Source organism: Hydrogenophaga sp. LT287 (assembly GCF_055702805.1).
On record NZ_JBVPZC010000028.1, the window covers coordinates 1 to 26,478 of the forward strand.

At 63.6% G+C, this 26,478-nt stretch carries 21 protein-coding genes; 12 read left to right on the forward strand and 9 right to left on the reverse strand.

What is annotated here, in order from left to right; translation table 11 throughout:
• The coding region (locus AC0GNR_RS16120; RefSeq protein ID WP_472901826.1) for a helix-turn-helix domain-containing protein at positions 1-131 on the reverse strand (131 nt) is incomplete at its 3' end.
• Positions 132-360: 229 nt separating this feature from the next.
• On the opposite strand from AC0GNR_RS16120, the gene AC0GNR_RS16125 reads away from it, so the two are divergent.
• Together AC0GNR_RS16125 and AC0GNR_RS16130 are read left to right on the forward strand one after the other, a co-directional pair.
• Complete coding sequence (locus AC0GNR_RS16125; protein ID WP_472901921.1) at positions 361-2,532, forward strand: PhoX family protein; 2,172 nt, start codon at positions 361-363, stop codon at positions 2,530-2,532.
• A gap of 151 nt (positions 2,533-2,683) precedes the next feature.
• Entirely contained in the window at positions 2,684-4,546 is a 1,863-nt protein-coding gene (locus AC0GNR_RS16130) for a bifunctional metallophosphatase/5'-nucleotidase (RefSeq protein ID WP_472901922.1), read from the forward strand.
• Positions 4,547-4,598: 52 nt separating this feature from the next.
• Here the strand turns inward: AC0GNR_RS16130 and AC0GNR_RS16135 are convergent, their stop codons facing one another.
• From AC0GNR_RS16135 to AC0GNR_RS16145, 3 genes are all read right to left on the reverse strand, one after another.
• The gene (locus tag AC0GNR_RS16135; RefSeq protein ID WP_472901923.1) at positions 4,599-5,741 is read right to left on the reverse strand and encodes a glycerophosphodiester phosphodiesterase family protein; all 1,143 of its coding nucleotides are present in this window, start codon (positions 5,739-5,741) and stop codon (positions 4,599-4,601) included.
• A 418-nt stretch (positions 5,742-6,159) separates the two neighbouring features.
• Positions 6,160-6,324, reverse strand: a complete 165-nt coding sequence (locus AC0GNR_RS16140) for a hypothetical protein (protein WP_472901924.1) — start codon at positions 6,322-6,324, stop codon at positions 6,160-6,162.
• A complete protein-coding gene (locus AC0GNR_RS16145) occupies positions 6,293-6,421 on the reverse strand; it encodes a hypothetical protein (RefSeq protein ID WP_472901925.1) in 129 nt (42 codons plus the stop codon). Before AC0GNR_RS16145 ends, AC0GNR_RS16140 begins: the two co-directional genes overlap by 32 nt.
• Before the next feature lie 179 nt (positions 6,422-6,600).
• On the opposite strand from AC0GNR_RS16145, the gene AC0GNR_RS16150 reads away from it, so the two are divergent.
• The 5 genes from AC0GNR_RS16150 (at position 6,601) to fabI (ending at position 12,425) form a co-directional block, all read left to right on the forward strand.
• Positions 6,601-7,614, forward strand: coding sequence for a M14 family zinc carboxypeptidase (locus AC0GNR_RS16150; RefSeq protein WP_472901926.1), 1,014 nt, complete (start codon positions 6,601-6,603; stop codon positions 7,612-7,614).
• A 9-nt stretch (positions 7,615-7,623) separates the two neighbouring features.
• Positions 7,624-8,400: an alpha/beta fold hydrolase gene (locus AC0GNR_RS16155; RefSeq protein ID WP_472901927.1), complete on the forward strand. Its 777-nt coding sequence runs from the start codon at positions 7,624-7,626 to the stop codon at positions 8,398-8,400.
• A 143-nt stretch (positions 8,401-8,543) separates the two neighbouring features.
• Complete coding sequence (locus AC0GNR_RS16160) at positions 8,544-10,346, forward strand: PHA/PHB synthase family protein (RefSeq protein ID WP_472901928.1); 1,803 nt, start codon at positions 8,544-8,546, stop codon at positions 10,344-10,346.
• Positions 10,347-10,359: 13 nt separating this feature from the next.
• Positions 10,360-11,538 carry an acetate/propionate family kinase gene (locus AC0GNR_RS16165; RefSeq protein ID WP_472901929.1) on the forward strand — a complete coding sequence of 393 codons (1,179 nt, stop codon included), beginning with the start codon at positions 10,360-10,362 and terminating at the stop codon, positions 11,536-11,538.
• 128 nt (positions 11,539-11,666) lie between these two features.
• On the forward strand, positions 11,667-12,425 hold the full coding sequence (fabI, locus tag AC0GNR_RS16170; protein ID WP_472901962.1) for an enoyl-ACP reductase FabI: 759 nt from the start codon (positions 11,667-11,669) through the stop codon (positions 12,423-12,425).
• Positions 12,426-12,569: 144 nt separating this feature from the next.
• Here the strand turns inward: fabI and AC0GNR_RS16175 are convergent, their stop codons facing one another.
• The 3 genes from AC0GNR_RS16175 to AC0GNR_RS16185 form a co-directional block, all read right to left on the reverse strand.
• Entirely contained in the window at positions 12,570-13,985 is a 1,416-nt protein-coding gene (locus AC0GNR_RS16175; RefSeq protein WP_472901930.1) for a bifunctional enoyl-CoA hydratase/phosphate acetyltransferase, read from the reverse strand.
• 63 nt (positions 13,986-14,048) lie between these two features.
• Positions 14,049-15,722 carry a PEP/pyruvate-binding domain-containing protein gene (locus AC0GNR_RS16180; RefSeq protein WP_472901931.1) on the reverse strand — a complete coding sequence of 558 codons (1,674 nt, stop codon included), beginning with the start codon at positions 15,720-15,722 and terminating at the stop codon, positions 14,049-14,051.
• Positions 15,719-17,659, reverse strand: coding sequence for a phosphate transport regulator (locus tag AC0GNR_RS16185; protein ID WP_472901932.1), 1,941 nt, complete (start codon positions 17,657-17,659; stop codon positions 15,719-15,721). Before AC0GNR_RS16185 ends, AC0GNR_RS16180 begins: the two co-directional genes overlap by 4 nt.
• A gap of 249 nt (positions 17,660-17,908) precedes the next feature.
• Here AC0GNR_RS16185 and AC0GNR_RS16190 point away from each other — a divergent pair, with 249 nt between their 5' ends.
• Positions 17,909-18,187, forward strand: coding sequence for a hypothetical protein (locus AC0GNR_RS16190; RefSeq protein WP_472901933.1), 279 nt, complete (start codon positions 17,909-17,911; stop codon positions 18,185-18,187).
• A 493-nt stretch (positions 18,188-18,680) separates the two neighbouring features.
• Positions 18,681-19,655, forward strand: a complete 975-nt coding sequence (locus tag AC0GNR_RS16195) for a porin (protein WP_472901934.1) — start codon at positions 18,681-18,683, stop codon at positions 19,653-19,655.
• 168 nt (positions 19,656-19,823) lie between these two features.
• Here the strand turns inward: AC0GNR_RS16195 and AC0GNR_RS16200 are convergent, their stop codons facing one another.
• Entirely contained in the window at positions 19,824-22,253 is a 2,430-nt protein-coding gene (locus AC0GNR_RS16200; RefSeq protein ID WP_472901935.1) for a UvrD-helicase domain-containing protein, read from the reverse strand.
• Between the two features lie 247 nt (positions 22,254-22,500).
• Here AC0GNR_RS16200 and AC0GNR_RS16205 point away from each other — a divergent pair, with 247 nt between their 5' ends.
• Positions 22,501-23,478: a GMP reductase gene (locus tag AC0GNR_RS16205; RefSeq protein ID WP_322303625.1), complete on the forward strand. Its 978-nt coding sequence runs from the start codon at positions 22,501-22,503 to the stop codon at positions 23,476-23,478.
• A gap of 196 nt (positions 23,479-23,674) precedes the next feature.
• On the opposite strand, the gene AC0GNR_RS16210 is transcribed toward AC0GNR_RS16205, so the two are convergent.
• A complete protein-coding gene (locus AC0GNR_RS16210; RefSeq protein WP_472901936.1) occupies positions 23,675-24,559 on the reverse strand; it encodes an alpha/beta hydrolase in 885 nt (294 codons plus the stop codon).
• A gap of 96 nt (positions 24,560-24,655) precedes the next feature.
• On the opposite strand from AC0GNR_RS16210, the gene AC0GNR_RS16215 reads away from it, so the two are divergent.
• Both AC0GNR_RS16215 and AC0GNR_RS16220 read left to right on the forward strand, forming a co-directional pair.
• Positions 24,656-25,567: an NAD(P)-dependent oxidoreductase gene (locus AC0GNR_RS16215; RefSeq protein ID WP_472901937.1), complete on the forward strand. Its 912-nt coding sequence runs from the start codon at positions 24,656-24,658 to the stop codon at positions 25,565-25,567.
• An 88-nt stretch (positions 25,568-25,655) separates the two neighbouring features.
• On the forward strand, positions 25,656-26,471 hold the full coding sequence (locus tag AC0GNR_RS16220) for a motility protein A (RefSeq protein ID WP_472901938.1): 816 nt from the start codon (positions 25,656-25,658) through the stop codon (positions 26,469-26,471).
• The last annotated feature ends 7 nt before the right edge of the window (positions 26,472-26,478 follow it).

Sequence of the window (26,478 nt, forward strand, 5' to 3'; positions counted from 1 at the left end):
GGCTCGGCCATCTGGCCGTCCTTGAGCCACTTGGTGGCTGTGTTGCGCGAGATACCGAGGCGCCTGCTGGCCTCGCGCACCGACACGTCCTGCCTCAGCACGAGGCGGCGTAACTTGCTCAATGTGCTCACGTTGATCACTCCTGCTCCTCCGTGCTGAAAAATTCAGCAGGATAGAGCGGCAACGTGGCTCAGATTTCAACGTGAACTCGTCCCGAAATGGCCCAGTTTTGGAAATGAATCAACACTGCGGGGCGGTTCATCCGCCCCGTAACCGCTTTAGCGCCTGGGCGTCACGAAGGTTTCACACAACCTTCAGACACTGCCTCGGACTTTTACCTTTTCACAAGACTCTGTCCCTATGAACCACGACGCCCACCACCCCGCCATCGACTTCAACGACGAAGACTCCAACACCACCAGCAACCCCGCCTTTGAACAGGTGCTGGACGCGCGCCTGAGCCGCCGCAGCCTGTTTAAGGGCACGGGCATGGCCGGCGCTGCTTTGGGTGCAGCAGCCCTCACGGGCTGCGCCACCACCGGCAGCGGCGGCACCGCAGGCACCGCGCTGAACAGCCTAGGCTTCAAGCCCGTGGCCAAAACCACTGCGGACACAGTGAGCATCCCCGATGGCTACACCGCGCAAATCCTTTACGCCCTGGGCGATCCGCTGGCCACGAACGTGCCGGCCTTCAAGAACGACGGCACCGACACGGCGTTTGATCAGCGCGCTGGCGATCACCACGACGGCATGGAGTGGTTCGGTCTGGACGCATCGGGCAAGGCATCTGACAGCTTCAACAGCCGCGGCATCTTGGGTGTGAACCACGAAGCCACGACCGACGAGAAGTTGGCCTCGTTCTTCATTCACGCCAATGGCGGCGCGTCCACGCTGCCGCGTCCTGCGTCTGAAGTGGACAAAGAGCTGGCGATCCACGGTCTGTCTTTCGTTGAAGTGCAAGCAGACGGCAAGCAGTGGGCATACAAGGCGAACTCGAACTTCAACCGCCGCATCACCACCATGACGCCCGCAGCCATTCACGGCCCGGCGCGCGGCAGCGAACACCTGGTGACCAAGTACAGCGCCGACGCCACCCAGTGCCGCGGCACTCTGAACAACTGCGGTACCGGCAAGACGCCTTGGGGCACGTTTGTGAGCGGCGAAGAAAACTGGTTCGGCTACTTCACCCGCGACGCCAAAGACGACGACGCGCGCAAGAAGGACAAGCAGGTGCAGGCGCTCAAACGCTACGGCCGCCGCGCCGGCACCGCCAGCCGCCACGGCTGGGAAAGCGGTGGCACCGAAGACCGCTTCGTGCGCTGGAACAACAGCGCCATTGGCGCATCGGCCAAGGACGACTACCGCAACGAAATGAACAGCTTCGGCTACGTGGTCGAAGTGGACGCTTACGACACCAAGGCCCCCATGCGCAAGCGCACCGGCCTGGGTCGCTTCGCGCACGAAAGCGTGGCCTTCGCCAAGCCGGTGTCGGGCCAGCCGATCGTGGCCTACATGGGTGACGACGCGCGCGGCGAATACATCTACAAATTCGTCTCTGCGGCCAAATGGGATCCGAGAGACGCTAGCGGATCGAACCGCCTGGCTGCTGGCGACAAGTACCTAGACAAAGGCACCCTGTTCGTCGCCCGCTTCAAGGAAGACGGTTCCGGCGAATGGGTCGAGCTGTCGATGAACAACCCGGTGATCGCCAACAGTTCGTACTTCGAGTTCAAGAGCGACGCCGACGTGGCTATTTTCACGCGCCTGGCTGGAGACGCCGTGAGCGCCACCAAGATGGACCGTCCCGAGTGGGGCGGCGTGAACCCGCGCACCGGCGAGGTCTACATCACGCTGACCAACAACAGCAACCGCACCGCCGCCACCACCGACGCGGTCAACCCCCGCATGTACACCGACATGAAGGGCAGCCGGGAACAGAAAGGCAACGTCAACGGCCACATCGTTCGCATGGCCGATACCACGCCAGCCGGTGACACCTTCAAGTGGGACATCTATGTGTTCGGCGCGGAAGCTGGAGCCGACAAGGCGACCGTCAATCTGTCGAGCCTGACCGACGAGAACGACATGTCGTCGCCTGACGGCCTGGTGTTCAGCCCGGCCACCGGCATCTGCTGGATCCAGACCGACGACGGCGCCTACACCGACAAGACCAACTGCATGATGCTGGCCGCTATTCCCGGCAAGCTCGGCGACGGCAGTGCGCGCACCGTCAAGCACGGCGACAAGGCAGTCACCACCTATATGGGCAAAACCCCGACGCCCACCACGCTGGCGCGCTTTCTGGTCGGCCCCAAGGGCGCTGAAATTACGGGCTGGTGTGAAACGCCAGATGGCCGCGCCATCTTTGTGAACATTCAGCACCCCGGCGAAAACACCGCCATGGCCGACGTGAACGACCCTGGCAAGTTTGAAAGCCAATGGCCTGCCAGCGCTGGCTACGGCGCCGGCAAACGCCCGCGTTCAGCCACCATCGTGATCACAAAAAATGACGGCGGCGTGATCGGCACCTGACCGCAAGACCGGTAGCAACAACTCGGAAACGCCGGCCTTCAATGGCTGGCTTCAAGCGGCCTTCGGGCCGCTTTTTTTCTTCACAGTTCTGTCAAGGGGCCTACACAAATGAACTGCAGCATCGAAAAGGTATTCACCAACCCATTGCGCCATGAAACAGCTACATCCCTCCCTTCCCAAGTCCTTGATCTCGTTGCTGATGGTCACCACGCTGAGCGCTTGTGGCGGTTCCGACCCAGCGCCCGTCGCCGAACCCAGTTTCGCCGCAATAAACGTGACACTGGCTCACATCAACGACCACCATTCCCAGCTTGATGCCTTCTCCAACACCGAGCTGGTGCTGGATGGCGTGGCCACACAGGTGGAGCTGGGCGGCTTTCCCCGGGTCACCACCGCCTTTGCGGGCTACGCCAATCGGCAAGACGTGATCAAGCTGCATGCGGGCGATGCCATGACGGGCTCGCTGTACTACACGCTGTTCAAGGGCGAGGCCGACGCTGCCTTGATGAACACAGTTTGCTTTGACGCCTTTGCATTGGGCAACCACGAGTTTGACGACAGCGATGCGGGGCTGAAAAGGTTTCTGGACTTCCTGCGCAGCGGCACCTGCCAGACACCGGTGCTGGCCGCCAACGTGAAGCCGCAGGCCGGCACACCGCTGGCCGAGGGCTACATTCGGCCCTACACGATCAAAACCGTTGGCGGCGTTCAGATCGCGGTCATTGGCATTGACATCAAGGGCAAGACCACCAACTCCTCGCGCCCGCTGGACACCACCGTGTTTGAAGACGAAGCCGAGGCCGCGCAGCGCACCATCGACGCACTCAAAACGCAGGGCATTCGCCACTTTGTGTTGCTCACGCACCAGGGCTTTGAAGCCGACAGGGCGCTGGCCGCCCAACTGACCGACGTGGACGCCATCGTGGGCGGCGACTCGCACTCCCTACTGGGCGACTTCACAGCCCTGGGCCTGAGCAGCTCGGGCGCTTACCCCACCCGCGTCACCAACAAAGACGGCAAGACCGTCTGCGTGGTGCAAGCCTGGGAATACAGCAAGGCTCTGGGCGAGCTGAACCTGCGCTTCAACAACCGTGGCGAAGTGGATGCGTGTGAAGGCCAGGCCTCGCTGCTGATTGGCTCCAACTTCCGGCGCAAAGACAGCTCTGGCGCATTTGTGGCTGTGAACGATGCCACCCGCCTGCAGATCATTCGCTCGCTGGCGACGGTGCCCACGGTGCGCGTGGTGGAGCCAGACACCGTGGCTTCGCTCACGTTGGCGAGCTTCTCCAGCCAGGTGGCTGCCAAAAGGGCAGAAACCATTGGCACCGCCAGCGAGGCACTGTGCCTGGTTCGGGTGCCCGGTGAAAGCACCAACCGGTCTGGAGGCACGGCCGGCTGCGAAGTGGCCAACACACTGGCACGGGGGAGCGATGCTGCGCAGGTGGTGGCAGAGTCCTTCCTGGCGGGTAGCTTGCGCGCCGATGTGGCGATTCAGAACGCAGGTGGCGTGCGCGTCCCAGTGCCAGCCGGCACCCTGAGCATGGACACGGCCTTCACCCTGCTCCCCTTCACCAACGTGCTGGTGGAGCTGCCGATGACCGGTCAGCAGCTGGTGAATGCGCTGGAAGATGCGGTGTCCAACCACCTGGACAGCGCCCAGTCCAGCGGCTCGCACCCTTACGCAGCGGCATTGCGCTGGGACATGGACATGAGCCGGGCCAAGGGCAGCCGCTTCAGCAATGTGCAAGTGCGCAACCGCAGCACCGGTGTCTGGAGCGCCATTGACCCAGCTCGCACCTACACCGTGGCCACCAACGACTTCATCGCCAGCGGCAAAGACGGCTACACCACCTTCGGCGCCATCTACGCCACCGGAAATTACGTCAACAACTACCTGCTCTACACCCAGACCTTTGTTGACTATGTGCTGGCGCAGGGCAGCATCAGCCGCCCAGCACCAGCCAACTATTCGCACCAGAGGGTAACCACCGCCAGCGGCGTCGTGCTGCCTTGAATGCGGGCCGCCTGAAATGCCCCTGGCCCGTGAGGACAGGGGCAGAAAACGGTCAACGCAAGCCGGCGCAGTTTGCGTAGAACGTGGTGGTGGCGGGCCAGTCGGAAAACACACCCATCACGCCCACGTCGCGTTCCAGCACATCGAGCACACGAAAGATGTCGCCTTCGGTCTTGATGGCCGAGTCGAAGGTTTGGTAGTAATAGCCGTTGTTGCCATCGGCCAAAATACCTGAGCGCTCCAGCGTCCAGGCGATCATGCCCAAGCCGGCGTTACGCGCGTTGCGCGCATAGGCCGAGGGCGCAATTTGGCCGGACGCATCGGTGCTCAGCAATGCAAAGATGGGCGGCGCGACGATGTTGATGCCCGCGCTTTTGTAACCCACCAGATCGTTGGCACTGGGCAGGTCGGCAACGGTGTTGGCGTCATCCAGGTAAACCGCCTGGCGGCCAAACGCGGGTTCTTTCTCTACCCAGTACAGCACATCGTCCATGTTGAACGACTGCGGCCACACATGGCGCGCCGGCACGCCCGCGCGCTTGTATTCATCAACCATCTTCTGTGCATAGTCCCGCTGCGTGAACCCGTCAAACGGCATCTCGACGCTGGCGCTTTTGAGTTCGGGCGTCATCTTCACCCCCAGCGTCTTGAACAATTCGATGCTCTCCGCGTGTGTCATGAGTGTGCCGCTGCTGGGGCCAGAGTAGAGGTCTGTGCGCCAGTTGGCCGTGCCGCCCAGGTATTCTTGCGGTGTGCGGGCTGCCGGGTTAAAGGCATCCATTTTTCCACGCAGGGTTTTGAACTCGGCCAGGGTGATGTCGCTGGTTCGGCACTCGGCTTTGGCGGGCGTGACGAGCTTGCCGTTGGCATCGAGCGTCGCGGGGACAAAAGCCTGGGTGCACTTGGCCGCCAGCGGCGTCACCAGAATGTTGGTGGTGGTGTGCAGATCGTTCTGCGCATGGCGGCAGACCAGCGCTTTGTCTTTGGTGAAGGTCACATCGCATTCCACAATGCCGGCACCCATGCGGGCCGCTGCGGTGTAAGACTCCAGGGTGTGTTCGGGGAACTGCATGGCCGCTCCGCGGTGACCAATGGAGAAGTCGCTGGCTTTGAACTGACCCCGCTGGCCACACTGCTGCAGCCGCTGCTTGAGCGGGCTGTCGCTCATGTCATCGACGAGGAAAAAGGGACGCATACCCAGCTGCACATGAGAAGGACGCTCAGCGCGCTGCCCCTTCTTGTGCTCAGGCGGCGAAGCCAGGACCGAACCCGCGGCAACGCTCAGCAGAGCAAAACCAACAATCAGATGTCGCATGAAAGTACCCCTTGAATGGAAGGAACGATGACTGGAGCCAAGCACCGCGAAAGGCGGTGCTGCTTCATGCTAGAAACCGCATGTGGCAGGGGTGTGGCAAAGGTGCGGCGGTGCAGCCGTTTTAGCTGGATGGTCGCGCTGGGTCAACAGAAAGCAGGCGCACGCTCGCGCTTGGGCGGGAGCACCTCTCCGCGCGCAAAGGTGCGAGTGATTCACCAGCGCTAAGGTGCTCGCGGCAGATTCAAGCGCGCAACCCAGGCACCCCGCGCACAGCTGGCGGGCAGCTGGGTTCAGGGCCTCAGCGGTTCCAGGCGGAGTGGCTGCGAGCGCGCCGCGCGAGGTAGCGCGAGCGTTGCAGTGCAAACAACTCCAGGATGCCGCACACCACGCTGCAACCGATCAAGCCGATGCGCTTGACGAGCTGCAGCGGGTCAGTCTTCCAGCGTTCCGAAGTGTTCTTCATAAAAGCTTCCATCGGTCTCTGGCAGGCACAGTCGGCACCAACCGTCGTCAAACAGGGCGTCCAGCAGATGCTGCAGACCAAGCAGTTTCCAGACCATGAGGCACTCCTGACATCGTGTGAATGTGCGGCCAAGTTAACGCGTCTGTGTGAATATTTCAGGTCACTTTTATGACGTTTATGGTGGCACCTTGCTGCCCCTCAAAACGGCATGGTCAGGCGTTATGCTCAGCGCGCTGCGCCGTCTTTCACGGGCACACCCCCAACCTCTTTTTTGCTGTGCACAAGAACGCCCTGCCCGAGTTGTCCGCGCTGGAAAAAATCGTAGAACAGGGCGCACCCCACCTTCAGGTGGAGGTGGTGCGCGAGGTGTCGGTGGCGGCGGGCCACCGCTTTCCCGTGTATGCGATCTGCCTCGGGAACCCCAGCCCCGACGTGCCGGCTGTGGGCTTCTTTGGCGGGGTGCATGGGCTTGAACGCATTGGCGCGCAGGTCGTGACCGCCTATCTGCAGCACCTGGTGATGCGGCTGCGCTGGGACACGATGCTGCACCGGCAACTGGAACAGGTCAGGCTGGTGTTCATGCCCGTCGTCAACCCCGGCGGCATGTGGTCCGCGACCCGCGCTAACCCGCGTGGCGTGGACCTGATGCGCAACGCACCCGTGGACGCACTGGAAAAAGTGCCCTACCTGATGGGGGGCCAGCGACTGAGTGCCGGACTGCCCTGGTACCGGGGGCGGCTGGGCGAGCCGATGGAAGCGGAAAACCAGGCGGTGTGCGAGGTGGTCCACCGTGAGCTGCTGACGCGGAGCGTGAGTCTGGCCATCGACTGCCACTCGGGCTTCGGCGTGAGCGACCGCCTGTGGTTTCCCTTTGCCCACACACGCAGCCCCATACCGCACCTGGCCGAGCTGCACGCACTGCAGGAAATCTTTGAACAGTCGCACAGCCACCACCCCTATATCATTGAGCCCCAAAGCGCCCAGTACCTGGCCCATGGCGATCTGTGGGATCACCTCTACCTTCAGGCCTGTCACGATCCCGCGCGCACTTTTTTACCGCTCACGCTGGAAATGGGCTCCTGGCTGTGGATAAAGAAAAACCCCCGGCAACTGTTTTCGCGCAACGGCATCTTCAACCCGCTGATTGGTCACCGACTGCAGCGGGTGCTCAGGCGCCACCTATCGCTGCTCGACTTTCTGGTGCGCGCCGCCGCCAGCCACGAACGGTGGATGCCAACACCCCACCAGCGCGCGGCACGCCACGCCAGCGCGCTGACCCACTGGTATTGACTGCGCGCCATGGACACCTGGGTTTTTTTGCGAGGCCTCACACGGGAAACCGCCCACTGGGGCTCGTTTCCCGAGAAGTTTCAAAAACGCTTCCCGGAATCACAGATCATTGCGCTGGACCTGCCCGGCAACGGGCTGCTGCACCGGCAACAGAGCCCCCGGACGGTTGGCGCCATGGCAGACGCCTGCCGTGAAGCGTTGGCGCGCCGTGGCGTCAGCGGGCCTGTGCATCTGCTGGCCATGTCGCTGGGTGCCATGGTGGCGATCGAGTGGGCCCGCACCGCGCCGGCCGAGGTGGCCGGGTGTGTGCTGATCAACACCAGCGTGCGCCCCTTCAGCCCCTTTTACCGGCGCTTGCTGCCGCGCAACTACCTTGGCCTGCTCAAGCTGGCCACGCCGTCCCTCTCGGTTGAGGCTGTCGAACACGGCATTTTGCGCATGACCAGCAACCACGCCGAGCAGCACCGCCGTGTGTTGCCCGATTGGGTCAAGGTGCGGCTGCAAAGGCCGGTGTCCCGAGCCAACGCCCTGCGCCAACTCACCGCAGCGGCCCGCTTCCTTGCGCCCACCACAGCGCCCGCCCCACCGGTCTTGCTGCTGACCAGCCAGCAAGACCACCTGGTGGACTCCCGGTGCTCAGTCGCGCTGGCAAGGGCCTGGAACTGTCAGCTGGCCGTCCACCCGGATGCCGGGCACGATCTGCCGCTGGATGCTCCCCAGTGGGTGGCAACCCAGGTGCAGCAATGGATGCACCAAACGGCCAGCGGGGCACGGCCGCCCTTTTGACGCGACGACACCACGCAGCACGGTGGCTGGCACCTGAGCAGCCACGCAGCCGCGCGCCGGGTAACCACCCCGCCCCGGCAAGCTTTCTGAAACACGGGCGCTTTTTCAAACGCCTGACACAGAGGGCCGGTAGCATTTTGAACATGTCACCTCAACACACCCCCCAGCAGCTCCACCAAGCCGCAGAAGCCCTGGACCAGTTTGCCCATGCGGCGCTGGCCCGGGCCAGCGCCGGGCTGTCGCCCGTGTCAGTCGCCCGCGCGTGGACCGACTGGTTCCTCAATCTGACGGTTTCGCCGGGCACGCAAGCCCGCCTGGGTACCGAGGCCCAGCTACTCGCACTGGCCTGGGCCGAAGAATCGCTGCGCGCTGCTGCGTCCCGGCTGGTACCCGCGCCGCTGAATGGCCAGGAAGCCGCCGCTGAGGCCGACGCACCCCACAACGCGTCGCAGCCCAAGGACACCCGCTTTGACGACCCGGCATGGAACCAGTGGCCCTGGAGCAGCATGGCGTCGGCCAACGTGGCCTGGGAGCGCTGGTGGCAAAGCGCTGCCGATCTGCGCGGCATGGAGCCGCACTCGCGCGAGCAAATGCAGTTTCTTTCCAGGCAATGGCTGGACATGGTTTCGCCCGGCAACTGCCTCCTGTCCAATCCGCAGGCGCTGAGCAAGGCCGCGAGCACCCACGGCCAAAGCCTGGTCACGGGCATGGCCCAAGCTGCCGACGAATGGCGCCAGCGACATGGGCTCACCCCGCTGCACCTGGACGCGCAGCCACTGAGCCCGGGCCATGGCCTGGCCACCACCCCCGGGCAGGTGGTGCTGCGCAACGAGCTGATGGAGCTGATCCAGTACCTGCCCACCACCCAGCAGGTGCACAAGGAACCGGTGTTGATCGTTCCGTCCTGCATCATGAAGTTCTACATCCTGGACCTGTCGCCACACAACTCCATGGTGAGCTGGCTGGTGGCCAATGGGCACACGGTGTACATCGTGTCGTGGCGCAACCCGGACGAAGACGACGCCCTGCTGACGCTGGACGATTACGTGCGCCTGGGCGTGCTCGATGCGCTGGGCCATGTGCACGCGGCCACGCAGCAACCGGTGCATCTGGCCGGCTACTGCCTGGGCGGCACGTTCACCGCCATCGCGGCCGCAGCACTCAAGCGCCTTGAGACCCCGGACATCCCGCAGACACCCCTGGCCAGCCTGACGCTGATGGCCGCCGAGACCGATTTTTCCGAACCCGGCGAGATGGGCGTGCTGATCGACACCGCCCAGGTGGACATGCTGGAAGACATGATGGCCGAGCAGGGGTTTCTGAGCGGCCGGCAAATGGCCGGGTCGTTCCAGTTCCTGCATTCGCGCGACCTGGTGTGGGGGCAGCGCACCCGCTCGGTGCTGCTGGGCGAACAGCCCTTCAGCAACGACCTGATGGCCTGGAACGCCGATGTCACGCGCCTGCCGGCCGTGATGCACAGCCAGTACCTGCGCCGCATGTTCCTGGGCAACGATCTGGCCGAAGGCCGCTACCCGTTCGAGGGGCAGGCGGTCTCGCTGCGCGACATCGATGTGCCGGTGTTCGCCGTCGGCACCGTCAAGGACCATGTGTCGCCTTGGCGCTCGGTGTTCAAGATACACCAGCTGGTGGACACCGACGTGACCTTCGTGCTCACCAACGGCGGGCACAACGCGGGTATTGTGTCCGAACCGGGCCATGCAGGGCGCCACTACCAGATGCAAACCACCGCCCGGGCCACACACCGCTGCTCTGCGGACGAATGGGAAGTCACCGCGGCGCAGCGACAGGGCAGCTGGTGGGAAGCCTGGAGCGGCTGGATGCAGGGTCAAGGCAGCGGTGAACTGACCGATGCCCGCCAGCCCCTGGTTGACCCCGCGCTGGGCGCCGCCCCCGGGCGCTACGTGATGCTGCGCCACGGCGACTGAGCCGGAACCGAACGTGGCAGCCACTCCCCTTCTGCTGACCCTGAACGCTGGCTCATCGTCTGTCAAGTTTGCAACCTACGCGGCAAGCGACGGCTTGCCCCTGCTGGCCACGGGTCAGGTCGAAGGCCTGGGTGCCAGGGCCAGGTTTTCCGCCGCATCGGCCACGCAAGACGCGCACAGCTTCAGTTTCAAACCCGGCCCCACGCGGCATGCCGAGGCCGTTCAGGCCATCCTTGAATGGATGGACCAGGTTTACGCGGGTGCACGCCTGGCCGCAGTGAGCCACCGGGTGGTGCACGGTGGCACGGACCATGTGGCGCCCGCGGTGATCTCCGATGCGCTCATGGCCCAGCTTGAGCGTCTGGTGCCGCTTGCACCGCTGCACCAGCCACACAACCTGGCCGGCATACAGGCAGCGCGCGGTTCGTTTCCTGGCGTGCCGCAAGTGGCCTGCTTTGACACAGCCTTTCACCGCCACCACACCTTTGTGGCCGACACCTTTGCACTGCCGCGAAGCTACTACGACGAAGGCATACGGCGCTACGGATTTCACGGTCTGTCCTACGAGTTCATCGCCCGCCGGCTAAGCGCTTACGACCCGGTGCTCGGCCATGGCCGGGTGATCGTGGCGCACCTGGGCAACGGCGCGTCCATGTGCGCCATGCGCGACGGCCGCTCGGTCGCCTCGACCATGGGATTCACAGCCCTTGACGGCCTGCCCATGGGCACGCGCTGCGGCCAGATGGACCCCGGCGTGGTGCTGTACCTGATGGCAGAAAAAGGCATGAGCGCAGCAGCCATCAGCGATCTGCTCTACAAACAATCGGGCCTCAAGGGCTTGTCTGGCCTCACGCACGATGTGCGCGCCCTGCAAGCGTCAGACAGCGCCGCCGCCCGCGAGGCGTTGTCGTACTTCGCAGACCGAGCGCGGCGCGAGATCGGCGGCCTGACGACCTGCCTGGGAGGGCTCGACGCCCTGGTGCTCACGGGCGGCATTGGAGAAAACGCCGCTGCCGTGCGCGCCGCGATGCTGGCCGATATGGGCTGGATGGGTATCCACATCAACGCCGAAGCCAACCAGCGAAACGACACCGTGATCAGCGACGTCACATCGCGTGTGCGGGTGCTGGTTTTCAGGACCGACGAAGAGCGCATGCTCGCCGAACATGCAGCCGAGCTGCTGACGCTGTAGCGCACAAGCGCCAGCGCGCAGCCAGACCACCTAAAATTTTTAAACACCAGGAAAACACCATGTTCACCGACGCCAACTCCATCGATCCCTTGCCCAAGGTATGGGACGAAAACACCCGCATTGGTGACATGCTCAAAGGCAAGCGGGGCTTGGTGGTCGGGGTGGCCAACGGCGACAGCATTGCTTTTGGTTGCGCGGCCAAGCTGCGGGCATTTGGTGCGGACATTGCACTGACTTATCTCAACGACAAGGCCAAGCCACACGTTGAACCCCTGGCCCGGCAAATTGACGCGGCACTGTTGCTGCCGCTGGATGTGACCCAGCCAGGGCAAATGAAGGCGGTTTTTGACACCATCGAGCAGACGTGGGGCTCCATCGATTTCGTGATCCATTCCATCGCCTTCGCCCCGCGCGAAGACCTTCACGGCCGCATCATGGACTGTTCGCAGACGGGGTTTTTGCAGGCCATGCAGGTGTCCTGCCACTCCTTTATCGAGATGGCACACCATGCCGAACCCATCATGAACCCCGGCGGCGCGCTGATCACCATGAGCTACTACGGTGCCGACAAAGTGGTGAACAACTACAACCTCATGGGCCCGGTGAAGGCCGCTCTGGAATCGAGCGTGCGCTACATGGCAAAGGAGCTGGGCGAAAAAGACATCCGGGTGTTTGCCGTTTCGCCAGGCCCGCTGCGCACCCGCGCTGCGTCGGGTATTGCGCACTTTGACGAACTGATCGACATGGCCGTAACCCGCGCGCCCGGGCGCCGGCTGGTGGACATTGCCGAAGTGGGGCGGGCCGTGGCCTTCCTCGTGGGCGGTGGCGCGTCGGGCATGACCGGCGACGTGATCTACGTGGACGCGGGTCTGCACATCATGGCTTGAGGCTTTGCGCGCGTCCCGGGGCTTTGCCTGAAAGGCGCGCGCGCCACGCACCTACAGCGACCAGCGCGCCCATCACGGCCCGGGCGATAAACCAGAAACAGGACAGTCCCAACGATTGGGGCCCCTGCAAGCCGCCAGAGCGCTTCAAACCCCGGTTTTCAAACCACTCGCTTTGCCGTGGTGCGCCACCAGCTGCACCAGCAGCGCTGACGAGGCACGTGCCCGCGGGCCGTCGGCCCGGCTGGTGAGGGCTATCGGCACGCTGGCTCCGAGCACGATGCCGGCGCCGGTCGCACCGGCGAGGTATTCGAGCTGCTTGGCCAGCATGTTGCCGCTTTCCAGATCGGGAACGAGCAGAACGTCTGCCTGCCCTGCGACCGGGGAATCAATCTTTTTGATCAGCGCTGCTTCGACGGAAATGGCGTTGTCAAAAGCCAGTGGACCGTCCAGCAAACCGCCCCGGATCTGGCCACGATCGGCCATCTTGCAAAGCGCTGCGGCGTCCAGTGTGGATGGCATGTTGGAACTGACGTTTTCCACGGCCGACAGCAAGGCCACGAGCGGCAACTCCACCCCCATCAAGCGGGCGAAGTCGATGGCGTTTTGCAGAATGTCCGCCTTTTCTTCCAGCGTCGGGCGGATGTTGAGAGCCGCGTCGGTGATGAGCAAGGGCTTGCTGTACAGCGGTACGTCGAAGCGGAACACGTGCGACATGCGCCGGCCGGTGCGCAGTTCCCGGCGGGCCAGCACGGCGTTGATGAACTCGTTGGTGTGCAGACTGCCCTTCATGAGGCTTGCCACGTCACCGTCGGCGGCCATGGCTGCGGCGTGTTCGGCTGCCGCATGGCTGTGCGGCATGTTCACAATGTCCATGCCGTTCAGATCCAGGTCCAGGGTGTCGGCAAGCGCCCGGATGCGGGCCTCGGGCCCAATCAGCACCGGCACCAGAAGCCCATAGCCTGCGGCGTCCACCGCGCCCCTGAGCGAGCCTTCGTCACACGGGTGTGCGACGGCACAGCGCACCGCTGGCAGGGTTCGGACCATGGCAAGCAGGTCGTTGAAGCGGGCTTCCGGATCAAACACCTGGATCCGCGGCACGCTGCCCCGGGGCATGCGCACTTTGTGTGCCGGTGCAAGCACCCGCGCAACGCCGCTGACCACACACTCGCCTTTCTGGTTGACCGCCTCGCAGGCCAGTTCAACCACTTTCTTGTGCTCGTCCTTGGCGATCACGGTCGCGCTCACCGTCAAGGTGTCACCAATGCGGACCGGGCGCGAAAAGTGCAGCGCCTGGTCCAGGTAAATGGTGCCGGTGCCGGGAAACTGGGTGCCGAGCAACGCAGAAATCAAGGCGCCGCTCCACATGCCATGGCCGATCACACCGTGAAACAGCGTGTCGTTGGCGTACTCGGCGTTCAGGTGCGCGGGGTTGGTGTCTCCGGAGACCGCGGCAAAGGCCTGGATGTCTTGCGGGGTCAGGGTGCGCAGCAACCGAGCGGTCTGGCCGATCTGCAACTCTTCAAAGGTGTGGTTCTCGACAAAATCGTTTCCCAGGTTCATGGCGTGGATCTCAGTGAGGGGGGTATCGACCGGTTTGGCCGGTTTGACGGGTTGTGTGGCGGCTCAAGCGTGGTGCTGATGCGGGTGCTGGTGTTTGTGTTTCCCGGGCTTGTGGGCCGGGCCAAGGCCCGAGGCCTCGCGCAGCGCAGCCAGCCGCGCCAGTAAGACCTCGTCGACCACACCCACGGCAGCCACCTGGCCGGCGTACACCAGGCCCTCGTTGCCGTCGAGCGTGATGAGGTCGCCTTCGTCGAATTCGCGGTCACCCAGCCGCACCACCCGGCGCGCCTCGTCGATGTGCAAGGCGTCGCAGGCCACCAGGCACACCCGGTTCATCTGGCGGGCCACCACCGCTGCGTGCGAAGTGCGCGCACCGCGGTGGGTCAGCAGGCCAGCCGCGGCGTCGAGCGCGGCGATGTCGCTGGTCTGGGCGTCCTGGCGCACCAGCACCACCGCCACACCGGCGGCGCTGCGCTCTTGCACGCGCTGGGCGTCCAGCGCAATCTCGCCGCTGACCACGCCGTTGCAAGCCGACGTAGCCTGGGCAAGCGGTGCCACCGGCCCCGCCTCAGACGTCTCTGCGTCCTGCGTCACCAGGCGCTGCGTAGCGAGCTCAGCGTCCTGCAAAGACGCGGTGCGCTCCAGCGCCTGCTCGGCCTTGATCAGCCCCTCATCCAGCATGTCCAGCGCGATGCGGGCAGAAGCCAGCGGCGTGCGCTTGCCCGAGCGCGTCTGCAGCATGTAGAGCGCACCGTCCTGCACGGTGAACTCAAAGTCCTGCATGTCTTCAAACTCTTGCTCCAGCCGCAGCGCGGTGGCCTGCAGTTCGTTCCAGGCGTCCGGCGCAGCCTGGGCCAATACGGCGTGCCCATGCGCGTTGCGCTGCCCAGCAACCACGTCCTCGCCCTGAGCATTGGCCAAAAAGTCCACCCACATCTGGTTGCTTCCGCTGGTGGGGTCGCGGGTAAAGCCCACACCCGCGCCCGAGTGACAGCCCGAATTGCCAAACACCATGCGCTGAATGGTCACCGCGGTACCCATCGCGTCATCGATCCCATGCATCTCGCGGTAGCTTTTGGCTTTGGGCAGCTGCCACGAGGCGAACACGGCGTGCACCGCCCCGCTCAACTGGGCACGCACCTCTTGGGGAAACGGCTCACCCGCGTGTTCCAGGTACATCGCGAGAAAACGCCGACTCAGATCGCGCAGGTCGCTGAAGTCGAGCAGCCGCTCGTCCCGTCCCTGCGTGGTGCGGCGAATCTCTTCTTCAAACAAGGCGCCGGGCAAACCGGCCACCACCTCGCCGTAGGTGGCGATCAGGCGGCGGTAGGCATCCCACACCAGACGCGGGTTGCCCGTCTGGCGCAACAGGCCCGGCAGCGTGGCCTCGCACAGGCCCACGTTGAGCAGCGTCTCCATCATGCCGGGCATGGACACGGGCGCCCCTGAACGCACCGAAACAATCAAGGGCTGGCGCGGATCGCCAAACACCATGTCGGTGACCGACTCCAGGGCCGGCAGGCCCACGCTGAACAGCGGCAGCATGCAGTCTTCGGGCGAGCGCGTGAAGTGGGTACCAATCACCAGCGCAGCAGGCACCGGCAAGCCAATGGAGGCCATGCGCAGCAGGTTGTGCGCCTTGGAACCCATGTTCTCGGGTGTGGGCTTGTGGTGCGGCGGGGTCTGGCCGCTCGCGACCAGATAGAAATGTTTGGGCCAATGGTGCGTGGCGTTCATGCAGACATTCCTGATTTGTTGAAGACCATTTTGCGCAGCGCATAGCCGGCCGTGAGCAGGCTGTCGGTGGCGCTCTCGATGGTGGCGGCCAGTTCGGTGGCCAGCGAAAACAAGGCCGGTGTGGCGTGCAGGCTCTGCACGATGCGCGCGCGGGCGGTGCGCAACAGGTCATCGCAAATGCGCTCGGCGCGCAGCATGCGCCACAGCGCCAGCAAGAAGGCCTCGCTGTCGGACGGCTCGGTGTGCTCACTCATGTGGCGCGCAATTTCAATCGCCTTGATCTGGTCCTGGATGGCGGCCAGGGTGGTGTCAGCCAACTCACCCAGCACCGCATTCACAGCCGGCGGCAGCCCGGTCAGGGGCAGTGCCAGCGTCATGCTGTGGATAAAGGTCGCCTCCTCCAGCGCGTCGGCAATGTCGTCCATTTCATCCAGCAGTTGCACCACGGGCAGCCAGCGTGGTTGGCGCTCGGCGCGGCGCCGCGCTTCCATCAGCAGGTGGTCGGCCTTGCGCTCCCACTTCTTGGCGCGCTGCACGCCTTCGGTGGTGTTGTTGGCAAACTCCAGCGCCTCGCTCAGTGCCAGCGCCAGCGCATGGCAAAAGGCCGCGTGTTCGGCCAGCAAATCAAACTCAAAGGTACGGCGCTGCAGTACCCGCGCCAGCAGCAACCGGGCTTCGTCCGCAATCAACGCCACCGGTTGCTGTTCGCGCAGTTTCACGCTGGCCACGCGCAGCAGGTCTTGCAAAAACGCTTGAGTGGCGGCTTCGCCCAACACCTGGTCGAGGCGGTCGCCAATGCGAAAGGCGTCTCCGTCCACCGCCTGCATGGCCTCGTACACCAGCTGTTCACCCCCCGCGAGCAACCAGGCCATGTGGCCCAGATCCTGTTCGGCCGCAAAACGCAGCACGGCCACGGCCACCGGTTTGCGCACGAACTCCTGCAGCCGCTTGCGAGCGCGGTTCCAGTCAATCACGAACACAATGCGCGAAGCCACGGCTTCCAGCGCCTCCTGCAACGCCTCATCGTCGGCCGCCGCAAATACCGCGTTGCCCACCTGGTAAGGCTTGCCTTGGTTCAGTCCTTCCGTGGTGCGTGGGTCGAAAACCGTCCATTCAAAACCAATGCCCTCCAGCATCTGCTGGAAGAACCCGAACCGCGCCACGTGCAGGTCTGAATAGGTCAGGTGGATCCTTCGATCCTCCACTTCAATCACAAGCACATGCGCGTCGTTGGTGCCAATGTCGTTTTGAATCAGCAGGCGGTTTCCATCGCGGGTCACTGCGGTGTCCAGGCCCGGGTGGTTGAACTTCAGCGCAGCGGTGCGCGCGAGCCCGCGCATGAAAGCGCGAATCAGCGGGCGGTCTGCGTCGTCCACCTGCCAGACGTGGGCGCCGTCCACATCCTCCGTGGCCACCGCCACCGCCATGTTGTTCAGCTGCTTGTGCAGGTCCATCACCAGCAGATGGAAGCTGTCGCTGCCGTGGCGGTTGCCGTGTGTCAGATCGCTCAGCGCCTGGGCGCTCAAACCTTCCTCGTCAATGAGGTCTTCGATCTTCTTGAGCCAGCGGTCGCGCCGGGCCGCCAGGGGCGCGTCTCTGTGTTCGGGCACGTCGCACAGCGGCCGAGCCATCAGGTTCAGGTCCGAAGCCAGCGCCTCCAGCCACAGAGACAGCTCGGGCACGATCAGCGTCTGGTCTTGCAAATAGGCCGTCGTGGCCACGTCTTTGAGCCAAGAGGCATCGCGCAGGCCCAGGTGGGCGATCTCGCGCGTCCAGTCGGGCGAGCTGGCGGCCGGGTTGGCGGCACGCTGCGCCGCCGACTGCAACACCGACAAATAAAGCTTGAGTCGGTCGTTGGCCTGCAAGGCGGCCTTGATCCAGGCGGGCAGCAACAAAGTGGCCTGACCCAGTGAGGCCACTGCATTTTCTTTTTCCATACAACTCCTGTGCGATTGGCTACCGGCTGATGTTGCAGATCGCTTGTGGCGACACAGTGACAAACGCTGTATCAACCGGTATCAGGCCGGGAGCCCAGGTGCCTATTGCCTCGCCCTGCTCGTCACGAAACTGCCACTGTTTTGTCATCACACAGGGCGTGGCGCTGGTTATGCTCCATCACAAGTGGCAAAGACGAGGCAAATAGACCTCATCCGCCTGTATCAACCGTTGAGAGCCAGAGGCCGTTTATGAGAGCACTGAAAAAAACCCGCAAGCTGATCGAGCGCAACCCTGGCAAACCCGAGGCCAAAATTCTGTCGGCTTTGGTGGTCGCACTGGAGTCGGAAGAGCCCTTCAAGCTTTCGGACCTGTACCAACTCGATTACGACGACTTTGGCCTTGCCCTGGAGCTGCTGAGCGAATGGCGCCTGGACCGCTACTACACCAGCAAAGCGGTGCTGCTGGGTATCTCTGTGCAAGTGGGCGAACTGCCGGACGAGCCAAGCAAGGCTGCAGCCAAACCGTAACGGTAAACCCGCCGTTTAAACCTTCAGCAGCAGCCTTCGCGCCCAAGCAGCCGCTTTCGCCGGCTGCTTGATCCGCAGCCGCATCAAGGCCTGCGGATCCTTCAAAACCCCACCTTGTTGAAACCCCTGCCCACAGGGTTCACCCCTCGGATTCAGTGCCAGCAGGCCTGCGCTTGATCAGCAACTTGGGCTTCTGCCTCGCGACAGCGCCAAGCCATCTCACTTCATGACACCACGAGGGCAGCAGCCTGGTTGCACCCACCCCAACGTCTTTTCAGGCTGCTCAAAGCGCGCAGCATCACAGGACACCCGCTCGGCCAGGGTTGAAACCGCAAGCCCCGAACACACCAAGTTGCCAAACCGCAACACTTAGGGCAAATACGGCTTGTGTCACAGAGATTTTTTGTTTGGTTGTTTCAATACGTTCACCTGATTGCAATCGGCAACGGGCGCGAGTCAAAAAACCTTGCGACAAACTTTTTTGGAAACCCTCATGAAAAAATCCCTTATCGCTCTGGCCGTTCTGGCCGCTTCCGGTGCCGCACTGGCGCAGTCTTCTGTGACCATCTATGGCCGCGCCGACCTCGCAGTGGGCGCTGAAAAGACGCTTGGCAAGTCCAGCGAATCAAAAGTGTTTGACGGCGGCCTGACCACGTCGCGCCTGGGCTTTCGCGGTACCGAAGATCTGGGTGGCGGCCTGAAGGCCACTTTCCAGCTGGAGCAGCGCATCAACCTGTCCACCGGTCAGTACACGAACGCAACGACTTTCCACGGTGCGTCCACCGTGGGCTTGTCGGGTGGCTTTGGTCAGGTTCGCGCCGGTCGCATGACCACGGTGCTCGACGATGTCCGCGCTTTGGCCTACAGCAGCGATGTGTTCGACTCTTCGTTCACACCGGCTTCCAATGGTGTGTTCAGCTCGGGTGGCGACTTCTCCAGCCGTTTCGCCAACATGTTGCGCTACGACCTGCCGTCAATGGGCGGTGTGTATGGCGGCGTGAACTATGCTTTCGAACAAACCGCTGGCGCAGATGACACCCTGGTGGGATTCATGGTTGGCTACAAGGCCGGCGCGCTGAACGTCGCTCTGGGCCACCAGGACGAAAAGACCAAGAACAAATACACCACGGTGGCTGGCTCCTACAACTTGGGCGTGGCCAGCATTTCGGCAGGCTACAACATGCGTGATGGTGCTACCGCAACCGCGGGTGACGACAGCGAAATCTCGGTGGGCGTTACCGTGCCACTGGGCGCAGTCAGCCTGTCGGCTGGCTATGCCAACAGCGAGACCGAAGTCAACGGCACCACCACCCTCAAAGCCAACGGCTTCGGTTTGGGCGCCACCTACACCCTGTCCAAGCGCACCCGCGTGTACGCTGGTTACCGCACCAACGAACGCAAAACCGCTGCTGGCGTCAAGCAGGTCGATACACAGCGCTACGCCGTGGGCGTGCGCCACGACTTCTGATGTAAACGAATGGCGCGCCGAGGGCGTGCCATCTGCTTTTTTCTCCAAGGTTGCGCGGAGCAAGCAATTGCAATCAGAGACCGCGTGATTTTTTATGCCGTGACCGGCTCGCCGGTCACGGCTTTTTTGTGGCCCCCACCGACGAAACGCGCAGCAGACCGCCGCAAGTCAGTCGTCCACAGGCGTCAGTTTGGCCACGCTCAACGCCAGCCACTTCACCCCATGGCGAGAAAAGTTCACCTGCGCGCGGGCGTCGGCGCCGGCGCCTTCAATGGCCAGCACTTTGCCCTCACCAAATTTGTTGTGGAACACCTTTTTGCCGGCTTTCACGTCGGTGCCGCGGTCGGGCTCGGGCGCGTTTTGGCCCAGGCCTTTGGGGTCGCCGCGCTCGGCAAACCCGGGCGACCATGACGGCTGCAACACCGGTGCAGCGCCAAAGCTGCGCTTGCCGTTTTGCCAGCTGCCTGTGCCGCCCGATCCACCAGCACCACCGCCCGCACCCCAGGCGGGCTGCTGCGGCGTGAGCCACTTCAGGCAGGCGGCTGGCAGCTCGTCAAAAAAGCGGCTCTTCAGGTTGTAGCGCGTCTGCCCGTGCAGCATGCGCGTTTGCGAATGGCTCAGATACAGGCGCTTGCGTGCGCGGGTGATGGCCACGTACATCAGGCGGCGCTCTTCTTCCAGCCCGTCGCGGTCGTTCATGGAATTTTCGTGCGGGAACAAACCCTCTTCCATGCCGGTGATGAACACGCAGTCAAACTCCAGGCCCTTGGCGGCGTGCACCGTCATGAGCTGCACCGCGTCTTGACCGGCCTGGGCCTGGTTGTCGCCGGATTCCAGCGCCGCGTGCGTGAGAAAGGCCGCGAGCGGGCTCATGGTTTCGCCGGTGTCGGCGTCAGGCGCCAGCGGTTCGTCGAGCATCGGCAACGAGGCGTCCAGCCCCTGGCTGGCCGGGCTTTGCGTGAGCGGCTGCCCCTGCGCATCCACCGTGCGCGCCACGGCGTCGCGGCCAAAGCCTTCGATGCCCACAAAGCTCTTGGCCGCGCTCACCAGTTCTTCCAGGTTTTCCACCCGGTCTTGCCCTTCGCGCTCGGCACGGTAGTGCTCCAGCAGGCCGCTGTGCTCCAGCACCAGTTCAATGATTTCGCTCAGCGTCATGCCCACGCTTTGCTCACGCAGCACATCGAGCTTGGCCACAAAACCGCCAATGGCCACGCCGGCCCGGCCGGTGACGGCGCTCACCGCGTCGTGCAGCGAACAGCCCGAGCTGCGCGCCACGTCTTGCAACTGCTCGATGCTGCGCGCCCCAATGCCGCGCGGCGGGAAGTTCACCACCCTCATGAAGCTGGTGTCGTCATTGGCGTTTTCCAGCAGGCGCAGGTAGGCCAGCGCGTGCTTGATTTCGGCGCGCTCAAAAAAGCGCAGACCGCCATACACGCGGTACGGCAAGCCGGCGTTGAACAGCGCGGTTTCCACCACCCGGCTTTGCGCGTTGCTGCGGTAAAGCACGGCCATTTCGGTTTTCGGCATGTCTTCGCGCGCGAGCTGCTTCATCTCGTCCACCATCCACTGCGCTTCGGCAAAGTCGCTGGTGGCTTCAAACACACGGACCGGCTCGCCCGCACCGGCGTCGGTGCGCAGGTTTTTGCCCAGGCGGTGGCTGTTGTGGCTGATGAGTTCGTTGGCCGAATCCAGAATGTTGCTGGCGCTGCGGTAGTTTTGCTCCAGCTTGATCTGGTGGCGCACCCGAAACTCGCGCACAAAGTCGGTCATGTTGCCCACGCGTGCTCCGCGAAACGCGTAAATGCTCTGGTCGTCGTCGCCCACGGCAAACACGGCGTTGCCGGGGCCGCTCAAGCCCTCCACCGGCGGCGCGCTGAACATCTTGATCCACGCGTATTGCAGGCGGTTGGTGTCTTGAAACTCGTCAATGAGGATGTGCCGAAAGCGCCGCTGGTAGTGCTCGCGCACCGGGTCGTTGTCGCGCAGCACTTCATACGAACGCAGCATCAGCTCACCGAAATCCACCACACCTTCGCGCTGGCATTGATCTTCGTAAAGCGCGTAAAGCTCGACCTTCTTGCGCGTCTCTTCGTCGCGGGCCACCACGTCGGCTGGGCGCTGGCCGTCTTCTTTGCAGCCGCTGATGAAATACTGAATCTGCTTGGGCGGAAAGCGCTCGTCGTCCACATTGAACTGCTTGCACAGCCGCTTCACGGCCGACAGCTGGTCTTGCGTGTCCAGAATCTGAAACGTCTGCGGCAGGTTGGCCAGCTTGTAATGGGCGCGCAAAAACCGGTTGCAAAGGCCGTGAAAGGTGCCGATCCACATGCCGCGCACGTTGATCGGCAGCATGCTGCCCAGCCGGGTCATCATTTCCTTGGCGGCCTTGTTGGTGAAGGTCACCGCCAAAATGCCGCCCGGCGTGACCTGCCCGGTCTGCAGCAGCCAGGCAATGCGGGTGGTGAGCACGCGGGTTTTGCCCGAGCCGGCACCCGCGAGGATGAGCGCGTGCTCGGCGGGCAGCGTCACGGCGGCACCCTGTTCGGCATTGAGGCCCGCGAGCAGCGGGGACGGAGAGACGGATTCTTCAAACAACATGCGCTTGATTGTAGGAAGGCCAGCCTGCGCGCGCCGGGTATACGCCCATCTGTATAAAACCTATATGGGCGCCACGGGTCACACGGCCTGTTGCTGCTGGTTGGTTGCGCCTAGAATCGATCACCGGGCCCAAGATTCTTGCGCCCGGTTTCTTTTTGGCCGGATGGGTTCCGGCCGGACAGAAGACCGGACCCAAGCCAAGCGCTCTCCCTGTTCACACACAACAGTTTTCTGGAGCCTGGTTTTTATGGAAATTTTTGACTACGACAACATCCTGCTGCTGCCGCGCAAATGCCGCGTGGAAAGCCGTTCAGAGTGCGACGCGGGCGTGGAGCTGGGAGGGCGCAAGTTTCGCCTGCCGGTGGTGCCCGCCAACATGAAGACGGTGGTGGACGAATCCATCAGCCTGTGGCTAGCGCAACACGGCTACTTTTATGTGATGCACCGGTTCGACCTGGACAACGTGCAGTTCGTGCGCGACATGCATGCCAAGGGTGTTTATGCCTCCATTTCGCTGGGCGTGAAAGCGCCCGACCGCGCCACGGTGGACACGCTGGCGGCTGAGGGCCTGGTGCCGGAATTCATCACCATCGACATTGCCCACGGCCATGCCGACAGCGTGCGCGACATGATCGGCTACATCAAAGGCAAGCTGCCCAGCAGCTTCGTGATTGCCGGCAACGTGGCCACGCCCGAAGCCGTGATTGATCTGGAAAACTGGGGCGCCGACGCGACCAAGGTGGGCGTGGGGCCGGGCAAGGTGTGCATCACCAAGCTGAAAACCGGCTTTGGCACTGGCGGCTGGCAGCTGAGCGCGCTCAAGTGGTGCGCCCGCGTGGCCACCAAGCCCATCATTGCCGACGGCGGCATCCGCAGCCATGGCGACATTGCCAAGAGCATCCGGTTTGGCGCGTCCATGGTCATGATCGGTTCGCTGTTTGCCGGCCACGAAGAGTCACCCGGCAAAACCGTGGAGGTGGACGGCGCCTTGTTCAAGGAATACTACGGCTCGGCCAGCGACTTCAACAAGGGCGAATACAAGCACGTGGAAGGCAAGCGCATTCTGGAGCCCATCAAGGGCAAGCTGGCCAACACGCTGATTGAAATGGAGCAGGACGTGCAAAGCTCCATCAGCTATTCGGGCGGCACCAAGCTGGCGGACTTGAAAAAGGTGAACTACGTGGTGCTGGGCGGCGAAAACGCCGGTGAACACCTGTTTATGTAGGGCCCCCCGCGCCGCCTGCGGCGTGCCTTGCAGGCCGCACCACCGGCAGAGCCGACGTCACGTCGGGCTGTCCAAATCTGCGCGGGCAGACTTGGAGCCGCAGCCCTCAGCACATCAGGGGGCAATGCGAGTGGTCCGGCCAAGCCGGTTCCACCGCATCCTGGCGTCAAGCACGTCGCGCCGGACAGGGCTGGGCCTACGCCTTCAGCAGCTGGCGTGCCAGCTGGTGCAACCGGTGCCCGGACTGCACCAGCGCCTCCAACACACTGAAGTGGTTCAGGCCCGGCAGGGCTTCGCACACTGGCACCACACCGCGGCCCCAGACCTGCTGGATCAACTGGTTGTGGCGCAAAAACTCAGCGCTCTCGTTGCCCCCGGCCACGGTGTAAAGCACCCCGCGCCCACCATGCACCACAGGCGACGGCAGCAGCGCCGGACTGGCTTGCTTCACCTGCTCGGGCGTGAGCCGCAGCGAGTCGGCCAAAAACGGTGTGTGGCGCAGCGGCTCCAGGTCGTATAGGCCTGAAATAGACAGCGCGTTTTTCACCAGTGCCGTTGGCAAGTCGGCCTGGTAGGTGGGCCATTGGCAGGCCAGCAGCATGGCGGCCAGGTGCCCACCGGCCGAATGGCCCACCACCGTGATACGGCTCGGGTCACCGCCATGGGTGGCGATGTGGCGGTACACCCAGGCCAGCGCTTTCACCATTTGCATCGTGATGTCTGGAATGGTGACCGCCGGGCACAGCGCGTAGTTGGGCACCACCACGCAGGCGCCCTGCTTCACAAAAGGCGGTGCCAGAAACGAGTGGTCGGCTTTGTCCAGGCTGCGCCAGTAGCCGCCGTGAATGAACACCAGCACCGGTGCGGGCGCCGTGCCCGGCTGGCGCGCGGCGGGAAAAATGTCCAGCGTTTCACCGTTGCCGTGCCCGTAGGCCACGTCCAGCAGGGCATCGCCATCGGCTCGGGCCGCGGCGGAATCTCGGGCCCAGCGCTCAAAATGGCTCGCGTGCTCGGGCACCAGGGCGCGGTTGTTGTACTGGCTGTCCAGCCAGGCCGGGTCGGGGCGTTGGGGGGCTTTCATGCGTCGGCATTGTGTCACGCACCCCCGCCACACTCCACCTACAATTTTCAAAACGCCTCTCTTGCAGACCCCATCGACCACCCGAAGAAGACCCACGTGAACACCTCTACCGCGTCCCAGAAACCTTCTCAACAACCGGCCCAGGTGGCCGTGCTCGGCATCGGCATGATGGGTTTTCCCATGGCGCGCCGCTTGTGTGAAGCCGGTTGCACCGTGAGCGTGTGGAACCGCTCGAAAACCAAGGCCGAGCGCCTGCTGCCCTTCGGCGCCCGTGTGGCTGAAACACCGGCCGAAGCCGTGGCCCAGGCCGACATCGTCATCACGCTGCTGGAAAACGGCGCCGTGGTGGAAGACGTGCTGTTAGCCCAAGGCGCCGCCCCTGCCCTGCGCCCGGGCACGCTGGTGGTGGACATGTCGTCCATACAGCCGCGCCAGGCACGCGAGCACGCCGCCCGGCTGCAAGCACAGGGTGTGCAGCACCTCGACGCCCCCGTGTCGGGCGGCACGGTGGGCGCTGAACAAGGCACGCTCGCCATCATGGCGGGCGGGGAAGCCGCCGACTTTGAGCGCGCACAGCCGCTGCTGGAACTGCTGGGGCGCCCCACGCATGTGGGCCCACACGGCGCCGGCCAGCTGGCCAAACTGGCCAACCAGATGATTGTGGGCATCACCATTGGCGCAGTGGCCGAAGCCCTGTTGCTCTGCGAAAAAGGTGGCGCCGACATGGCCAAGGTCAAGCAAGCCATCACCGGCGGTTTTGCCGACAGCCGCATCTTGCAGGTGCATGGCCAGCGCATGGTTGAACGCGACTTCACCAAACGCGCGGCCATCACCGTGCAGCTCAAAGACATGCGCAACGCGCTGGCCACGGCCGGCGAAATTGGCTTTGAAGCGCCCATCACTGGCCTGTTTGAACAGCTCTTTGCCCAAGCCACCGAACACGGGCTGGGCGACCTGGACCACTCGGCCCTGTTTGTTGAGCTGGCGCAGCGCAACGGTATGCGCTGAAGAGCACCCAAAAAACCACCCTGTTCCGGCCTTTGGCCGGCACCCGCCCCAAGGAAAATGATGTGATCTTTTCCCTGGAGCGTTCCGTTTGAATCCCTCTACCCTGATCGGCATTCTGGTCAGCACCGCGTTTCTCGCGGTGGTGCTGCTGTTCGCTGTGGACGACCCGATGCTGTTCGTCGACGTGCCGGGCCTGGCCATCGTGCTGGGCGGCACGCTGGCCGCCACGTTTCTGAGCTACCCGCTGCGCGAGGTGCTGCGGATTTTCCACCTGGTGGGTACGGTGTTTCGCCACGACCGGCTCAACACCAGCAAAGACATTGACGAGCTGGTGCGCATGTCGCGCCTGTGGATCCAGGGCGATCTGCGCGCCGTTGAACAGGCGCTGGCCCAGGTGACCAACCCGTTTCTGCGCACCGGCGTGCAGCTCATCATCGACCGCACGCCAGAGACCGACATTTTGGACCTGCTGCAATGGCGTATCACCCGCATGCGGGCCAAAGAAACCGCTGAAGCCCAGCTGTTTCGCGTCATGGCCAACTACGCGCCAGCCTTTGGCATGCTGGGCACCTTGCTGGGTTTGATCAACCTCATGGACCTACTGGGTGCAGGCGACATGAACGCGATTGGCAAGCAACTCGGTATTGCCCTCATGACCACGTTTTACGGCGTGCTGCTGGCCAACCTGGTGTTCAAACCGGTGGCGGTGAAGCTGGAGCGCCGGACCGAACAGCGCCTGATCTTGATGAACATGGTCATGGAAGGCATTTCGATGATGTGCAACCGCCGCACCCCAGCCGTGATGCGCGAAACGCTCAAAACCTTTGCAGCCCGCTACGACGATGAAATTTACGACGGACAGCGCAACGCTGCAGGATACGGTGCCGGCCAACGGCCCACCTGAGCAGGCG

Excerpts from the sequence above, each read along its gene's own strand:
- AC0GNR_RS16125 (WP_472901921.1), top strand. The coding sequence starts at position 361 with ATGAACCACGACGCCCACCACCCCGCCATCGACTTCAACGACGAAGAC.
- AC0GNR_RS16130 (WP_472901922.1), top strand. The coding sequence starts at position 2,684 with ATGAAACAGCTACATCCCTCCCTTCCCAAGTCCTTGATCTCGTTGCTG.
- AC0GNR_RS16205 (WP_322303625.1), top strand. The coding sequence starts at position 22,501 with ATGGAAATTTTTGACTACGACAACATCCTGCTGCTGCCGCGCAAATGC.
- AC0GNR_RS16160 (WP_472901928.1), top strand. The coding sequence starts at position 8,544 with ATGTCACCTCAACACACCCCCCAGCAGCTCCACCAAGCCGCAGAAGCC.
- AC0GNR_RS16190 (WP_472901933.1), top strand. The coding sequence starts at position 17,909 with ATGAGAGCACTGAAAAAAACCCGCAAGCTGATCGAGCGCAACCCTGGC.
- AC0GNR_RS16195 (WP_472901934.1), top strand. The coding sequence starts at position 18,681 with ATGAAAAAATCCCTTATCGCTCTGGCCGTTCTGGCCGCTTCCGGTGCC.
- AC0GNR_RS16210 (WP_472901936.1), bottom strand. The coding sequence starts at position 24,559 with ATGAAAGCCCCCCAACGCCCCGACCCGGCCTGGCTGGACAGCCAGTAC.
- AC0GNR_RS16200 (WP_472901935.1), bottom strand. The coding sequence starts at position 22,253 with ATGTTGTTTGAAGAATCCGTCTCTCCGTCCCCGCTGCTCGCGGGCCTC.
- AC0GNR_RS16140 (WP_472901924.1), bottom strand. The coding sequence starts at position 6,324 with ATGAAGAACACTTCGGAACGCTGGAAGACTGACCCGCTGCAGCTCGTC.
- AC0GNR_RS16145 (WP_472901925.1), bottom strand. The coding sequence starts at position 6,421 with ATGGTCTGGAAACTGCTTGGTCTGCAGCATCTGCTGGACGCCCTGTTT.
- fabI (WP_472901962.1), top strand. The coding sequence starts at position 11,667 with ATGCTCAAAGGCAAGCGGGGCTTGGTGGTCGGGGTGGCCAACGGCGAC.
- AC0GNR_RS16155 (WP_472901927.1), top strand. The coding sequence starts at position 7,624 with ATGGACACCTGGGTTTTTTTGCGAGGCCTCACACGGGAAACCGCCCAC.
- AC0GNR_RS16185 (WP_472901932.1), bottom strand. The coding sequence starts at position 17,659 with ATGGAAAAAGAAAATGCAGTGGCCTCACTGGGTCAGGCCACTTTGTTG.
- AC0GNR_RS16175 (WP_472901930.1), bottom strand. The coding sequence starts at position 13,985 with ATGAACCTGGGAAACGATTTTGTCGAGAACCACACCTTTGAAGAGTTG.
- AC0GNR_RS16180 (WP_472901931.1), bottom strand. The coding sequence starts at position 15,722 with ATGAACGCCACGCACCATTGGCCCAAACATTTCTATCTGGTCGCGAGC.
- AC0GNR_RS16135 (WP_472901923.1), bottom strand. The coding sequence starts at position 5,741 with ATGCGTCCCTTTTTCCTCGTCGATGACATGAGCGACAGCCCGCTCAAG.